Genomic DNA, 14,792 nt, shown 5'->3' with positions numbered 1-14,792 from the left:
TGATCTGTTCTTCGGAAAAGCGCTTCTTCACGTCCAATCTCCTTCGGTTGGGGGATTGGACTCCAAACGGCCGTGCTACTCAAAACCGGGGGGACGTCGCCGCCGACGAGCGTTGCGAGTACGTCAGCTCCTGAGAGTGCTGCGAGAGCGCCTGCCGCGAAGGGCTTGCACTCCGGGCAGGCGCGTCAGCAAGTCCGTCATAGGTTGTAGCTAGGTGGTCCACCATAGTCTGTTCAGCGGTTACAAACTATGGCGTTCTGACCACGTCCCCGCCCCCGCGTCGCGATGCATCGCAGCATGCGCCGACGTATGGAGATGCATTACCGTAACGGCGGCATAACAAAAACCCACCCCGCAAGGAGTCCCGTTGCCATGCTTCGTACTTCCCACCTGGCCGGCGCCATCGTCGCCGCCCTGCTCTTCAGCGCCAGCGCCGCCGCGGCGGATTTCAGCAAGGTCGTGGTGTTCGGCGACAGCCTGAGCGATGCGGGCAACATCTCGCTGGCCACCAACCCGGCGATCCAGCCGCCGCTGGAATTCACCACCAATCCCGGCGCGGTGGCGGTGCAGGGCGTCGCCAGCCACTTCGGCCAGTCGCTGACCGCCTCGCTGGCCGGCGGCACGGACTACGCCTGGGGCGGCGCGGGCATCTTCGACAATTCCCCGGGCACGCCTTCCAGCGTGCCGACCATCACCAGCCAGGTGGGCGCCTATCTCGCCGGCGGCAGCGTGGACGGCAAGGCGCTGTACACGATGTGGGGCGGTGCCAACGACATCTTCTACCACGCCACTGCCGCCGGCGCGGCCGCCACGGCGCAGCAGCTGATCCAGCAGACGATCTCCCAGCAGGTCTCGCTGGCCATCGCCAACAACCTGATTCCCAACGACCCCGCCGCCATCGCGGCCTTCACCGCGCAGATCACGCCGCAGGTCACGGCCCAGGTCACCGCGGCCGTCACCGCCGGCGCCGGGGTCAGCTCGCTGGAGACCGCCGACCAGGCGCAGGCCGCAGTGGGCGCCGCCGCGCAGCAGGAGGTCAAGCTGATCGGCCAGCTGCAGGCCGCCGGGGCGAAGAACATCCTCGTCTTCAACCTGCCCAACATCGGCGTGACGCCCTCGGCCGCCGCGCAGGGCGCTGCCGCCGCCGAATCGCTGACCGGGCTCAGCCTGATCTTCAACAACCAGCTCAACACCGGGCTGGCCTCGCTGGGCAAGGGCATCATCCCGGTCAACACCTACGCGCTGATCAACGAGGTGGTGGCCAACCCCTCGGCCTTCGGCTTCAGCAACGTCACCGCGCCGGCCTGCGGCGCCGGCGCCAGCTCGGTGCAGTGCGGCCCCGCCGGTTCCGGCCTGCCCTACACCTATGCCGACGGCGCTAACCAGAGCTACCTGTTCGCCGACGGCGTGCATCCGACCACCGCAGCACACGCCATGCTGGCCCAGTACGTGATCGCCGAACTCGAAGCACCCGGCTACGCCTCCATGCTGGGCCAGGCGGCGCTGACCGACGCCACCACGCAGACGCGTGCGATCCGCGACGAGATGCTGGCCGACAGCGGCGGCGCCGGCACCCGCACCTTCGCCCGCCTGGACTATGGCCACCAGCGCTACGACGCCGGCAGCAACTCGCCGAAGACCACCAGCAACAACGTCAACCTCACCATCGGCGCCGATGCCCAGGCCGGCGAGCACGTCTCGGCGGGCGTCGCGCTGGGCGTCTCGCACCAGAACGCCGACTTCAGCGGCGGCGGTGGCTACAAGATGCAGGGCGTCAGCGGGCTGGGCTACATCACCTGGCACGCCGGCGGCGGCTACGTTGGCGCCTACGCCAGCTTCGGCCAGTCCAACTTCTCCGACGTCAACCGCAGCCTCCAGATCGGCGCCCTGCACCGCACCGAGACCGCCAAGGCCGACGGCACACACCTCGGCGGCGGGCTCACCGGCGGCTGGTGGTTCGACCTCGGCGGCCTGCGCACCGGGCCGTTCGCCAACGTCGAATGGCAGACCGCCAAAGTGGATGGCTACGCCGAAAACGGCAACGACAGCAGCGCGATGTGGTTCGGCCGCCAGCAGCGCGATGCGCTGATCGGCACCCTGGGCTGGCGCCTGGAAGGCCAGTGGCAGGTGAACCAGGCCACGCTCTCGCCCTTCGTCGAACTGGCCTGGAACCACGACAGCAAGGCCGATCCCGACATGATCACCGCCGGCCTCAACAGCATGAACGGCAGCTTCGAGCTGCCGGGGTTCTCGCCCGACAAGTCGTGGGCCAGCGCCAGCCTGGGCCTGGCGGCGCACTTCGCCGGCAACATCACCACCTGGGTGGGCTACAACGGCCGCTTCAGCGACAGCAGCCAGAAGTACAACAGCGTGAACCTGGGCTTCCGCGTCGCCTTCTGACGCGTCCCCATGAAAAAGGCCGCCTGCGCGAGCAGGCGACCTTTTTTGCGTCTGGACGTCCGGAGGGCGATTACTTGCCTTTGCCGCCTGTCGCCATCTTCAGCATGTCTTCGGCCCGCTGCTTCAGGCTCTGGGCCTCGTCGTCACCCAGCGGGCTGTCCTTGCCGGACACCTCGTGCTGCTTCAGCACCAGCTCGCCGGCATCGTTCCAGCCGGCGCGGTCGATCGAGGACGGCTTGGCGTTCTGGTTGGCCTTGTTCTGCCGCACCACCACCCACGGCTTGCCGTCCTTGTAGGCGTAGTCGGTGTTGGCGAAACCCTTGTCGCCGCGGTCGGCGCGGGCGCGGATGAACTGGACCTGGCCGCCCTGGCGGAATACCTGCCAGGCGTAGGACACGTCGGTGTCCAGCTTCGTGCCGTTGGTGATCTTCATCGCACCGAGCTGCTTCTGCACCGCCTCGAAGGCAGCCAGCTCCTTCTCGCCCGGCGTCTGCTGCGGCATCAGCTGGATCGTCACGCCGGTCGTCGGATGGCCCTTGGTCAGCACCGGCGCCTGCAGCGGCATTTCGTAGTGGCGCTCGCCGTCGATCAGTTCCGCCTTCACCACGTACAGATCGTTCGGAGCCACGTTGGCCGGGTTGAAGTCGAGCTGGAACTGCAGCGGGAAGCTGGTCGCCGGGGCGATCGTCTTGCTGGCCAGCGGAGCCGCGGCCTGCTGCGACACGTCGACCAGGCTGACCTCCAGCTTGGCCGACGCGGAAGGCTGGTCGCCACCGCGGACACTGACCGTGCCGCTCACCGAGTGCGCCGCCGACGCCGTTCCGCCACCATCCGCCGCCTGCGACGAATCCGAGGAATTGCAGCCGGCGAGCGCCAGCGAAGCCACCGCCACAAGCGGCCAAACCATCCTACGCATGGGAAACCTCAATCTACGGTCAAAACGGGAGCGCGAGCCCGGATACCTGGCGGTCTCCGGCCCTCACGGGGGAAGAGGCAAGAATATGACGAAAGGCGGGCGAAAGCAAAAGTCAAGGGCGCGCGATCGCAGAGCCACACTTTTCGTTGAGACTAAAAAAACCGCCGGAGTAACCCGGCGGTTTTCGAGGGTAAGCAAGAGGCCCGGTCCCAGGCCTCGCCCCAGCATTAATAATCGTAGGTGATGCCGAAGCGCACGTACCGCGGCGTCTGAGAACTTATCGGACGCAGATAGCTGCTGGTGGCCTGACGCGGATAGACCTGGGTAGTTCTCTGAGAGTTGAACACGTTGTAGACCATCACGTTGAAGCCCAGCTTCTTGCCTGCCCATTCCGGGCGATATTCGGCACTGAGGTCCAGGCGGTAGGTCCACGCGTTGTGCTTGGTGCCCGGCGGCCACGGCTTGCCATCGCAGAAGTGATAGTACGAGCCATAGCCTAGACCCGGGTTGGGCTGCGGACCGGCATAGTAGTTCAGGCAGACCTGGGGCGCACCGGACATGATCAGCGTGTTGGCCGAGACCAGCCACTCCGGCGAGATCTGGTACGAACCATAGGCCTTGAACTGGTGCTTGCGGCTATTCGAAAGCTCGCCGTTCGCGTAGTCCATGACCTGGGCGTAATCCCAGTCCACTGTGGCCGACACGTCGGTCTGGCCGATGTCGGACCGCACCTGGCCTTCGCTGTTGCCGTAGCTGCGCGAGTACAAGTAGTCGAAGCGCGCGAACCACTTGCCGTCGAACGGATGCTCCAGATACAGGTTCAGGCCGTAGTAGTGACGCTTCATGGTGGTGTTGAAGCCGAAGTCCTGCTTCCAATCCATCGGGACCTCGTAATAACCACCATCCAGCTTCCGGACGTAGTAAGTCGCGTTCTTGCCCGGATTAATCAGGTAGCTGCCCGGCATCACACTGGCGTCGTAGGTCGCCGGGTCGATACCCATCTTATTCATCTTGTTGATGATCGAGGTCTTGTCGCCAATGTCGTCGATAGCATTGCGCAGCCGGCGATAGGTGGCCTTTGCACCGTATACCCACGACTCGCCCAGCTTCTTGTCGAAACCGAGAATGTATTCATCCTGGTATTCCGACTTCAGGCCCTTGACGGCAGACACCTTGGGATCGCGCGGCTGGCCATATTCGCCGTTGTCCGACAGCGGAGCACCCGGACCGCGGCTCGTATCGATCGGAGTGAGCCCCGTCGGAATGCCATTCTCGTCGATCCCCGTGTAGGTGTAATAGGTGCGCGTATACAACGAACTACCCGCGGAACGTAGAGCCACGCTCGTGGGCAGTGCCAAATAGTAGCGGCCGGCATTGCCGTAGACCTTGAAGCTGGAATCACCATTCACGTCCCAGCTGAAGCCCAAGCGCGGAGCCCACTGCGGCGAGGTGAGTCGCAGGTAGGGTTGTCCGCCCGCGTTGTAGTTGGTGAACTGGTCGTTACGCAAGCCCAGCTTCACCAGCCAACGATCGGTAATCTGCCAGTCGTCCTGGATGTACTGCGCACGTTGCGACACGCGTACCGAGGCGTTGTCGTGATACTCGTACTTGGCCACATAGTAGCCGCTTGAACCACCAGGATAGCCTGCGGTCGGCGCGACCCAGGGCGAGTTGTGCCAGTCCGCCCCAGGAGGCGCTGAGCCGGGACCACCCTTGATGTACAGGCTCGGATCCGGATTGCCGTTGGCATCGGTCACCGGCTCGTTGTACTCCCAGGCGTAGCCGACGCCCTGGTCCGGGAACTTGGTGCCACCATTGATGTTCCGCAGCTCCATGTTGTCGATACCCGCGGTCAACGTGTGGTTGCCCAGGCGGTAGCTGAGGTCGATGCGCAGATTGGTATTGGTGGCGCGATGGTCAGGCAGATTGATCGTGCTGACAGTCTGGCTGTTGCTGTTGCCGTAACCGGGAACCTTGGGGTTCTCGTAGTTCGGATTGAAGATGTACGGATAGGTCGGATCGTACCCGGGCGTTTCGCTGTAGTACGTGCTCTTCATCTTGCCGTACAGAGCCGTCAAGGTCAGGTCGTCCGTGAGGTAGCTGGTAAACTTGGCGCTATACAGATCTGCACCGTTCTTGGTATGGGTGTCATAACTGTTGAAGGCGCCTTCCTTCAAGGTCTTGTAATCGAAGCTATTCATCCGACCCTGATAGGAGGACTTGGTGGACGCGCCGGTCAGCTCGAGGATGTTGCTGTCGGTGATGTTCCAGTCCAGCTTGCCGTACCACTTCGGGTTATCGTAACGATAGTGGGTGTCATAGGGTGCGGCATCCGAACCCACGCTCTGCCCCTGTCGGCGCTCGGCCTCGACCGCCGCGAACAGGAACAGCTTGTCCTTGATCAGCGGGCCGCCGACATAGGCATCAACCGTCGTGGTCCAGCTCTTGTTGTCCTTGCGGTACTGGCGCATCTTGCCGCGCGAGTGGTCTTTGTTGACGTAGTAGTAGTTCTTCGGATCACCCGCGAGATCATCCGGGGTCCATTCGATCTGGCCACCAAAATGCCATTCGTTGGTACCGCGCTTGCCGACCTGGCTGATCACACCGCCGTCGGAACGGCCGTAAGCGGCACCATAGCCGCCGCTGAGGATTTCCTGCTGGTCGATCGCGCCGTACGGCAGGGAAATCCCCCCCAGGCCGCTCAGCGGATCGGTAACGTTGAAACCGTTGATGTAGTACGCATTCTCGGTCACCGACGAACCACCGAAGGAAACCAGCGAATTGCCCAGCGGGCCGGTGAAGTAGGCGCTACCCTCGGTCACGCCCGGCGCCAGCAGCGCGATCGCTTCGGCGCTTCGGGCCAACGGCAACGTGGCCAGTTGCTGGGACGTGATGACCGTACGCGAATCCACGCCGGTCACGTCAATCGCCGGCAACGCGTTGGCCGTCACAGTCACGGCCGAGAGGTTCTGGGCATTGGTCGCCGAGTTGCCGAAGGACACTTCGGTGCCCGCGCCCACGCGCAGAGTCACGTTGGAGCGCGAGTCCACCGTCTGGCCATCATGCTGCAAGGAAACGGTATAGGTGCCCAGTGGCAGGGCGTCTGCACTGTAACGGCCGGAGGCATCGACACTGACTTGGCGCGTGAGACCAGTCGTGTTCTTGATGATTACCGTGTCCGCGCTGCCGGCCGGCACCTGGCCGAAAATGCTGCCCGTGGTCGCCTGTCCGAAAGCCAGGCCACTGAAGCCCATTCCCAGCGCCAGAGCGAGGGCGGTTCGGCGAGGAAGCGTCCCGCGCAGGGTATCGTGCTTGTTCATCAACAAATCTCCCCATGAGTCGTCCCGGCAACCCGGAACGTTTAAATGTTCTTCAAGAACAAAAGCTTGCGAAGCAACCAGGAAGTCGCCTCATACTTTCTTGCCGATCCGGCGCCTTGCCTTGTCAACGCGGGCAACCTTTCCTGCGTTCACGCCTCGGCAACGCCCTCCAGTCCATACCGGATCCGCAGGAGGCTACGAACCTAAAGCAAGAACATGCGTCAGTCAACGTTTTTGTAACGTTTGGGTCGAAAGGAACTTGACATTCACGGCACGAGGGACCGCTTCGCATTTACATCCGGGCCGGGGGGTCCACATGAGCTCACGCAAATACACAATGCCGGAAACCTCAGCCACGTTTGCGGATCGCATAAAAGTGCTGATCTGCAAGGTGGGCAGCGTCACCGAGATCGCACGGATGTGCGGCTTTTCCGAAGGAGTGGTCCGCAGCTGGCGCGACGGCAACACGGATCCTTCCCGTGCCCGTTGCGTCACCCTGGCGCGCACCTTGGGGGTCTCCCTGGTCTGGCTGGTGGCCGGCGAGGGAGCGATGCAACTGGACGCGGCCGTCAGCAAGGCACCGGACGACCAGACCAGCGGCGAGACCGCGCAGCCGGACCGCCACCGCTCCCGCCTGCATGCCGCGGCGTCCACGCTGCAGACCACCGGCATGGCGATGGACGAGGAACGCCTCAACGTCGCGCTGAAGATGCTTCAGTCCGAACTGGACCTGGGCGCGGGGAACCTGTCGCTTGCCGACAACGCCGACTTGCTGGCCGAGCTTTACAGCATCCTCGGCCCGGGCGGTCGCGATGTTTCTCCTTCAGCCATGATGGCGTTCAACCGCCGTCTGGCCGAGCGCATCCGGAACGTCCGCACGGTCGCGGCCTGATCCTGGACGGACGTCGCGGTCCCGTAGGTCATCTGGAACGGCAGGCGCAGGCGCCTGCCGGATGCAAAGCCATGCCTCAGCATCCGTGACCCAGCCACGACTGAGTGATGACGCCGGCCTGCGCGCAAACAGCTCCCGGCACGGGGTGCCTGGAGATCGTGAATAGGCTCTTACAAGCGCGCGATGTCCGCCACCGCGGCGAACTGCGCCTTCAGGCTGGCCAGCAGCGCAAGGCGATTGGCGCGTACTCGGGCATCCTCGGCGTTGACCAGCACGTTGTCGAAGAAGGCATCCACTGGCGCCTGCAGCCGCGACAGGCGCGCCAGTACCGCGGTGTAGTCGCCGGCGGCGCGTGGCGCGGCGGTATCCGTCAGTGCGGCATCGAGCGCTTGGGCTAGGTCGTGCTCGGCTGGCGATTCGAAACAGGCCGGATCCACCGGCCCTCCGGGCGCCCTTCCCGACTCGTCCTCGGCCTTGCGCAGAATGTTGGCCACGCGCTTGTTGGCCGCGGCCAGGCTGGCGGCTTCCGGACGGCGGACGAATTCGGCCACGGCGCGCAGACGGCGATCGAAGTCGGGCAGCGTGGCCGGCGCCACCGCCAGCACCGCCTCGAACTGCTCGGGCGTGAAGCCCAGCTCGGCGTAGTAGCCGCGCAGGCGATCGAACACGAAGTCGACCAGCTCGCCGAGCAGCGCGGCACGGCGCGCACCGGCGGCCAGCACGGGTGGCTTGCCGTCCTTGCCGGGCTTGAGCCCGGCGGCGAGCGCGGCTTCCGGCAGCAATTCCAGCGCCTCGGCGAAGCTGGCGCGCAGGTCCAGTTCCAGGCCTGCCTCGACCAGGGTGCGGGCCAGGCCCAGCGCGGCGCGGCGCAGCGCGAACGGGTCCTTGTTACCGCTGGGCTTCATGCCGACGGCGAAAATGCCGGACAGCGTGTCGAGGCGCTCGGCCACGGCAAGCACCTGGCCGACCGCATCGGCGGCGATGGCATCGCCGGCGAAGCGCGGCTGGTAGTAGCTGTCCAGCGCCAATGCCACCGCCTCGCCCTCGCCCTGGCGCTGCGCGTAGTAGCGCCCCATCACGCCCTGCAGCTCCGCGAATTCGCCGACCATGCGGGTCAGCAGGTCGCACTTGCTCAGCGCGGCGGCGCGGGTCGCGGCGCCGGCATCGACGCCCACGCGCCCGGCGATCACGCGCGCAAGCTCCGCCACGCGCACGCTCTTGTCCCACAGGCTGCCCAGCGCCTGCTGGTAGGTCACGTTCTTCAGTTGCGCCTGATTGCCGGCCAGCGGCGACTTCAGGTCTTCGTCCCAGAAGAACTTGGCGTCGGCGAAGCGCGGGCGGATCACGCGCTCGTAGCCCTTGCGGATCTGCACCGGATCCTTCGACTCGATGTTGGCGATGCCGATGAAGTGTTCGGTGAGCGCGCCTGCGGCGTCGAACACCGGCACGAACTTCTGGTTGGTCTCCATGGTGGTGACCAGCGCCTCGGGCGGCACCGCCAGGAACTCGCGCTCGAAGGTGCAGGCGATCGCCGCCGGCCATTCCACGAGGTTGGCGACCTCGTCCAGCAGCGCCGCATCCAGGCGCGGCGCGCCGCCGGTCTGCGCGGCCGCGCGCGCGACTTCCTCGCGGATGCGCTCGCGCCGCTCGGCCGGGTCGGCCAGCACCTTGGCCGCGCGCAGCGCGTCGAGCCAGCTGTCGGCATCGGCCACGTGCACGGGATCGGGGTGCATGAAGCGGTGGCCGCGCGACATGCGGCCACTCTTCAAGCCCAGCACCTCGCCGTCGACGATGTCCGCGCCGTGCAGCATCACCAGCCAGTGCACGGGACGCACGAAGCTGTAGTCGTGGTCAGCCCAGCGCATCGGGCGCGGGATCGGCAGGCCCTTGAGCGCTTCCTCGACGATCTCCGGCAGCAGCGCGGCCAGGCTCTGGCCGGGCTTGACCGCGCGGAACACGAACCAGGCGCCCTTGTCGGTCTCGAGCTTCTCCAGCTGCGCCACGTCCACGCCGCAGGATTGCGCGAAGCCCTGCAGGGCCTTGGACGGCTGGCCCTGTGCGTCCAGCGCGGCGCTGATCGCCGGGCCACGACGCTCGACATGCTGTTCGGGCTGCGTGGCCGCCACCGCCGGCACATGCACGGCCAGCCGGCGCGGCGTGCAGTACGCACGCGCCAGGTCCAGCCCGGCCTCGACGCCGCGCCTGGACAGGCCGTCGACGACACCGCGAAGGAAGGCCTGCGACAGCTCGTCGAGCGCCCTGGGCGGCAACTCCTCGGTGCCCAGTTCGATCAGCAGTGACTTGGCGGCGCTCATGCGGCCTGCTCCTTCGTGTTCTTCTTCAGGCCCGGGAAGCCGAGCTTCTCGCGCTGCGCCACGTAGGCCTCGGCCACGCTGCGCGAGAGCGTGCGCACGCGCAGGATGTAGCGCTGGCGCTCGGTGACGCTGATCGCGCGGCGTGCGTCGAGCAGGTTGAAGGTGTGGCTGGCCTTCATCACCTGCTCGTAGGCCGGCAGCGGCAGGCCGGCGGCGATCAGCTGGTTGGCGGTGGCTTCGCACACGTCGAACCAGCGCAGCAGTTCCGGCACGTTGGCGTGCTCGAAGTTGTAGGTACTCTGCTCGACCTCGTTCTGGTGGAACACGTCGCCATAGGTGACCGTGCCGTGCGGGCCCTCGGTCCAGACCAGGTCGTAGACGTTATCCACGTTCTGCAGGTACATCGCCAGGCGCTCGAGGCCGTAGGTGATCTCGCCGGTCACCGGGCGGCATTCCAGACCGCCGGCCTGCTGGAAGTAGGTGAACTGGGTGACCTCCATGCCGTTCAGCCACACCTCCCAGCCCAGACCCCAGGCGCCCAGCGTGGGCGATTCCCAGTTGTCCTCGACGAAGCGCAGGTCGTGCACCAGCGGGTCCAGGCCGAGTTCCTTCAGCGAGCCGATGTAGAGGTCCAGGATGTTCTCCGGGTTCGGCTTCATCACCACCTGATACTGGTAATAGTGCTGCAGGCGGTTCGGATTCTCGCCGTAGCGGCCGTCGGTGGGCCGGCGCGACGGCTGCACGTAGGCCGCGGCCCAGGGCTCCGGGCCCAGCGCGCGCAGGAAGGTCGCGGGGTGGAAGGTGCCGGCGCCAACCTCGGTGTCGAGCGGCTGCAGCAGCACGCAGCCCTGTCCGCCCCAGTAGCGGTTGAGGGTCTGGATCACATCCTGGAAGGTGCGTGCGGACATGGCTTCCCGTGGCCTTGCGTAAAGCGCGCTAGTATATCTTCACGCCTGTGCGCCATGCGTATTGCGCATGGGCATGCCTACCTGCGCGGGCCTCAGCCGGCCGCACCGCACCACGGGGAATCCATCCGGATATGGCCGCCTCACCGCAAATCGCCTCGCAGCTCGGCCGCCGCGGCCGGCTCGGGCTGGACGACGTGCTGGCCGCGCTGGTGGTCGACGGCTGCGTCAGCGCCGAAGACGCCAGGCAGGTCCGCATGGGCCATCGCGCCGGGCGCAGCACGGTGGAACTGCATCCGCTGGTGGTGATCGCCAACGCCAAGCTGCCGAACCTGCGCGATCCGGGCCGGCCGCTCAGCCTGGAAGGCCTGACGGAATGGCTGGCGACGCACGCCGGCCTGCCCTACCTCAAGATCGACCCGATGAAGATCAACGTGGCCACTGTCACCCAGGTGGTGAGCCACGCCTATGCGCAGCGCCACCGCATCCTGCCGGTGGCGGCCACGCCCGGCGAGGTGACCTTCGCCACCTGCGAGCCGTTCGACGCGGCCTGGGCGGCCGACCTCGCCCACATGATCCGCCGCGACGTCCGCCGCGTGGTGTCCAGCCCGATCGACATCAACCGCTACCTGCAGGAGTTCTACGGCGTCCAGCGCTCGATCCAGCTGGCGCAGGACGCAAAGGGCGCCGGCGACGCCTCCGCCCTGCTCAACTTCGAGCAGCTGGTGGAGCTGGGCAAGGCCGGCGAGGTGGGCGCCGACGACCGCCACGTGGTGCACATCGTCGATTGGCTGCTGCAGTACGCCTTCGAGCAGCGCGCCTCGGACATCCACCTGGAGCCGCGCCGCGAGGCCGGGCTGATCCGCTTCCGCATCGACGGCATCATGCACAAGGTGTTCGAGCTGCCGCCGCCGGTGATGACCGCGGTGACCGCGCGCATCAAGATCCTGGCGCGCATGGACGTGGCCGAGAAGCGCCGCCCGCAGGACGGCCGCATCAAGACCCGCTCGGCCGCCGGGCGCGAGGTGGAGCTGCGCATCTCCAACATGCCCACCGCCTTCGGCGAAAAGGTGGTGATGCGCATCTTCGACCCCGACATCGTGGCCAAGGATTTCTCCCAGCTCGGCTTCACCGCGGAGGAAGCCGAGGCCTGGCGCGGCATGGTGGAACGCCCGCACGGCATCGTGCTGGTCACCGGCCCCACCGGCTCGGGCAAGACCACCACGCTGTACTCCACGCTCAAGCACCTGGCCACGCCCGAGATCAACGTGTGCACGGTGGAAGACCCGATCGAGATGGTCAGCCCCGAGTTCAACCAGATGCAGGTGCAGCCGGCGATCGACCTGGACTTCGCCGCCGGCGTGCGCACCCTGCTGCGGCAGGACCCGGACATCATCATGGTCGGCGAGATCCGCGACCTGGAGACCGCGCAGATGGCGGTGCAGGCCTCGCTCACCGGCCACCTGGTGCTGTCCACCCTGCACACCAACGACGCGCCCAGCGCGGTGACCCGCCTGCTCGACCTGGGCGTGCCGCATTACCTGATCCAGTCGACCCTGACCGGCGTGGTGGCGCAGCGCCTGGTGCGCACGCTGTGCCCGCACTGCAAGGAAGCGACCGGGCAGGATCCGCACGAATGGGCCGCGCTGGTGCATGGCTGGGACCTGCCGCTGCCCGAGCGGGTCTACCGCCCGGTCGGCTGCCTGGAATGCCGCAACACCGGTTTCACCGGGCGCACCGGCATCTACGAGATGCTGCGCCTCGGCCAGCGCCTGCGCGGGCTGATCTCGGCCCAGCTCGACCTGGGCCGCTTCGGCGGCGCGGCGCTGGCCGAAGGCATGCGCCCGCTGCGCATCTCCGCGGCCGACCAGGTCGCGCGCGGACTGACCACAGTCCAGGAAGTGCTTACGGTGCTTCCGCCCATCGATACCATCGAGGCCGACTAGCCTCACTTCCGACCGAAAGCCCGTCCATGAAACCCGTCCTGATCATCCGCACCGGCCGCGCGCCGGATGCCATCCGTGCGCGCCACGGCGACTTTCCGCACTGGTTCCGCATCGGCGCGCGCCTGTCGCGCCTGGTGCAGGTCGTGGACGTGGCCGCCGGCGAAGCCCTGCCGCCGCCCCGCGCAGTGGCCGGTGCGCTGATCACCGGCTCCGCGGCGATGGTCACCGAGCGCGCCGGCTGGAGCGAGCGCACCGCCGGCTGGATCCGCGACGCGATGGATGCCGAGCTGCCGCTGTTCGGGGTCTGCTACGGACACCAGTTGATGGCGCACGCGCTGGGTGGGCGCGTCGACTACCTGCCCGGCGGCCGCGAGATCGGCACGCTGCCGATCGAACTGCTGCCGGAAGCCGGGCACGACCCGCTCGTCGCCGCGCTGCCCAGCGTGTTCCGAGCGCACACTACGCACGAACAGAGCGTGCTGGAACCGCCGCCGGGCGCCACCGTGCTGGCGCGCTCCGAGCGCGACCCCCATCACCTGCTGCGCTACGGCCGCCACGCGATGAGTGCGCAGTTCCACCCGGAATTCAACGCCGACGTGATGCGTGCCTACATCCATCGCAAGCGCGAGGCGATGCATCGCGAAGGCAGCGATCCGCGCCATGTCTACCGGCAGGTCGCACCCACGCCAGTCGCGCGACGGTTGATGCGCGTGTTCGCGCATCACCATGGCCTTGGTCCTGCGCGCTGACGCACGGTACTGCCGTCATTTCGTCCGAGTGCAACAGTCCAACCGCGTTCAGCGCGGTTTCGGCGGCATCGGAAACGGCATCACCTTCTGGCCGTCCGTGGCGTCACGGATGGCCAGCGCGCCCTTGCGCTCGACTTCCTCGACGCGCAGCACCGCCTGCATCGGCAGGTGCAGCACCCGGGTGTCCTTGAACTCCTCGCGCAGGCGTTCCTCGGTGGGATCGATCACCAGGCCCTCGCCCGCCGGTTCGAACACCAGCTCGCCGACCTCGGTGAAACCCCACAGCGCGCTGGAAGCCACGTGCCGGGCATACAGCTCGTAGCACTTGCCCAAGTGGAGAAAGGTGACCTTGTAGAGCCGTTTCGCACGCATGGCGGGCATTCTAGCCGCGCAGGCGCCGCGCGATCGACTCGCGCGACACCAGCGCGAACACCACGCCGAACAGGAAGCCGGCGATGTGCGTCCACCACACCACGGCGCCGTAGCTCGGCCCAGCATAGCTGAACAGCAACTGCAGCAGCACCCAGATGCCGATCAGCAGGAACGCCGGCACGCGCACGAATTCCATGTACAGGCCCAACGGCAGCACCAGGCCGAGCCGCGCGCGGGGGAACAGCGCCACGTAGGTGCCGACCACCGCGGACACCGCGCCGCTGCAGCCGATGATCGGCCGCCCCACGCCGGCCAGCGACAGCGCGCCGACCAGGTTCGCCACCACGCCGCCGACCAGGAACAGCAACATGAAACGCAACGACCCCAGCGACCGTTCCGCCGGCACGCCGAAGATCACCAGGAACAGCAGATTGCTGAGCAGGTGCAGCCAGGCCACGTGGATGAACAGCGCCGTCAGCAGGCGCAGCAGCGCCGGGTCGCGCACCAGCAGCAGCGGCGACTCGTGCGCATGGAAGATGTTCGCCGGAATCGTGCCCCACTGCAGCAGCAAGGAAACCCGCTGCGGCACCGGCAACAGGGCCAACCCCACGAAGGTCAGCACGCAGAGCACGACCAGCAGCAAGGTGGCCCATTGCCACCGGCGCCGGCGTCTTGTTTCGACATGGACGAACACGGCGCTCCTCCCGCGGGTTCGGATTGCCCGAAGTGCCGATGATACGGGAAGGGTGAGCGAGAGGCCGCAGGTGCGGCGAGGTTGCGCGATGGCGGGAGGCGGCTGTTCGGCCGCGACCGATCGTCGCCGCTCCGCCGGATGCGAGCAAAGAAAACCCCCTGCGCCGTGAGGCGAGGGGGTTTTGAGGAATAAATCCCTGGCGGTGACCTACTCTTGCATGCGAGTGCACACTACCATCGGCGCGGCTGCGTTTCACTTCCGAGTTCGGGATGGGATCGGGTGG

10 protein-coding genes and 1 rRNA gene are annotated in these 14,792 nt (G+C 66.7%); 4 read left to right on the top strand and 7 right to left on the bottom strand.

Annotated features, from left to right (window positions below; all coding sequences use genetic code 11):
- Nucleotides 1-372: 372 nt before the first annotated feature.
- On the top strand, nt 373-2,400 hold the full coding sequence (locus tag QMK61_RS17470) for an autotransporter domain-containing protein (RefSeq protein ID WP_302073513.1): 2,028 nt from the start codon (nt 373-375) through the stop codon (nt 2,398-2,400).
- 70 nt (nt 2,401-2,470) lie between these two features.
- Here the strand turns inward: QMK61_RS17470 and QMK61_RS17465 are convergent, their stop codons facing one another.
- Together QMK61_RS17465 and QMK61_RS17460 are read right to left on the bottom strand one after the other, a co-directional pair.
- On the bottom strand, nt 2,471-3,307 hold the full coding sequence (locus QMK61_RS17465) for a DUF1481 domain-containing protein (RefSeq protein ID WP_345783642.1): 837 nt from the start codon (nt 3,305-3,307) through the stop codon (nt 2,471-2,473).
- A 236-nt stretch (nt 3,308-3,543) separates the two neighbouring features.
- Nucleotides 3,544-6,636, bottom strand: a complete 3,093-nt coding sequence (locus QMK61_RS17460; RefSeq protein ID WP_302073511.1) for a TonB-dependent receptor — start codon at nt 6,634-6,636, stop codon at nt 3,544-3,546.
- 316 nt (nt 6,637-6,952) lie between these two features.
- Between QMK61_RS17460 and QMK61_RS17455 the strand changes: the two genes are divergently transcribed.
- The gene (locus QMK61_RS17455; RefSeq protein ID WP_302073510.1) at nt 6,953-7,528 is read left to right on the top strand and encodes a helix-turn-helix domain-containing protein; all 576 of its coding nucleotides are present in this window, start codon (nt 6,953-6,955) and stop codon (nt 7,526-7,528) included.
- 170 nt (nt 7,529-7,698) lie between these two features.
- Here the strand turns inward: QMK61_RS17455 and glyS are convergent, their stop codons facing one another.
- The gene (gene glyS / locus QMK61_RS17450) at nt 7,699-9,843 is read right to left on the bottom strand and encodes a glycine--tRNA ligase subunit beta (protein WP_302073509.1); all 2,145 of its coding nucleotides are present in this window, start codon (nt 9,841-9,843) and stop codon (nt 7,699-7,701) included.
- On the bottom strand, nt 9,840-10,751 hold the full coding sequence (glyQ, locus tag QMK61_RS17445; RefSeq protein ID WP_302073508.1) for a glycine--tRNA ligase subunit alpha: 912 nt from the start codon (nt 10,749-10,751) through the stop codon (nt 9,840-9,842). The genes glyS and glyQ overlap by 4 nt, the downstream gene beginning before the upstream one ends.
- A 131-nt stretch (nt 10,752-10,882) precedes the next feature.
- Between glyQ and QMK61_RS17440 the strand changes: the two genes are divergently transcribed.
- Entirely contained in the window at nt 10,883-12,694 is a 1,812-nt protein-coding gene (locus tag QMK61_RS17440) for a GspE/PulE family protein (protein WP_302073507.1), read from the top strand.
- Between the two features lie 26 nt (nt 12,695-12,720).
- Nucleotides 12,721-13,443 (top strand): glutamine amidotransferase, encoded by a 723-nt coding sequence (locus QMK61_RS17435; RefSeq protein ID WP_302073506.1) that lies wholly within the window; start codon nt 12,721-12,723, stop codon nt 13,441-13,443.
- Nucleotides 13,444-13,491: 48 nt separating this feature from the next.
- Here the strand turns inward: QMK61_RS17435 and QMK61_RS17430 are convergent, their stop codons facing one another.
- The 3 genes from QMK61_RS17430 to rrf form a co-directional block, all read right to left on the bottom strand.
- Nucleotides 13,492-13,815 carry a DUF1820 family protein gene (locus tag QMK61_RS17430; RefSeq protein ID WP_302073505.1) on the bottom strand — a complete coding sequence of 108 codons (324 nt, stop codon included), beginning with the start codon at nt 13,813-13,815 and terminating at the stop codon, nt 13,492-13,494.
- Between the two features lie 10 nt (nt 13,816-13,825).
- The gene (locus QMK61_RS17425) at nt 13,826-14,509 is read right to left on the bottom strand and encodes a rhomboid family intramembrane serine protease (protein ID WP_302073504.1); all 684 of its coding nucleotides are present in this window, start codon (nt 14,507-14,509) and stop codon (nt 13,826-13,828) included.
- A 194-nt stretch (nt 14,510-14,703) separates the two neighbouring features.
- Nucleotides 14,704-14,792, bottom strand: a 5S ribosomal RNA gene (gene rrf / locus QMK61_RS17420); the annotation flags it as partial.

The organism is Fulvimonas sp. R45 (genome assembly GCF_030504985.1).
GTDB lineage: Bacteria > Pseudomonadota > Gammaproteobacteria > Xanthomonadales > Rhodanobacteraceae > Rhodanobacter_A.
This window is presented reverse-complemented; position numbering and strand designations above follow the sequence as displayed.

Coding starts and splice junctions, on each gene's coding strand:
- QMK61_RS17460 (WP_302073511.1), bottom strand. CDS start 6,636: ATGAACAAGCACGATACCCTGCGCGGGACGCTTCCTCGCCGAACCGCC.
- QMK61_RS17470 (WP_302073513.1), top strand. CDS start 373: ATGCTTCGTACTTCCCACCTGGCCGGCGCCATCGTCGCCGCCCTGCTC.
- QMK61_RS17455 (WP_302073510.1), top strand. CDS start 6,953: ATGAGCTCACGCAAATACACAATGCCGGAAACCTCAGCCACGTTTGCG.
- QMK61_RS17465 (WP_345783642.1), bottom strand. CDS start 3,307: ATGGTTTGGCCGCTTGTGGCGGTGGCTTCGCTGGCGCTCGCCGGCTGC.
- glyQ (WP_302073508.1), bottom strand. CDS start 10,751: ATGTCCGCACGCACCTTCCAGGATGTGATCCAGACCCTCAACCGCTAC.
- QMK61_RS17440 (WP_302073507.1), top strand. CDS start 10,883: ATGGCCGCCTCACCGCAAATCGCCTCGCAGCTCGGCCGCCGCGGCCGG.
- QMK61_RS17435 (WP_302073506.1), top strand. CDS start 12,721: ATGAAACCCGTCCTGATCATCCGCACCGGCCGCGCGCCGGATGCCATC.
- glyS (WP_302073509.1), bottom strand. CDS start 9,843: ATGAGCGCCGCCAAGTCACTGCTGATCGAACTGGGCACCGAGGAGTTG.
- QMK61_RS17430 (WP_302073505.1), bottom strand. CDS start 13,815: ATGCGTGCGAAACGGCTCTACAAGGTCACCTTTCTCCACTTGGGCAAG.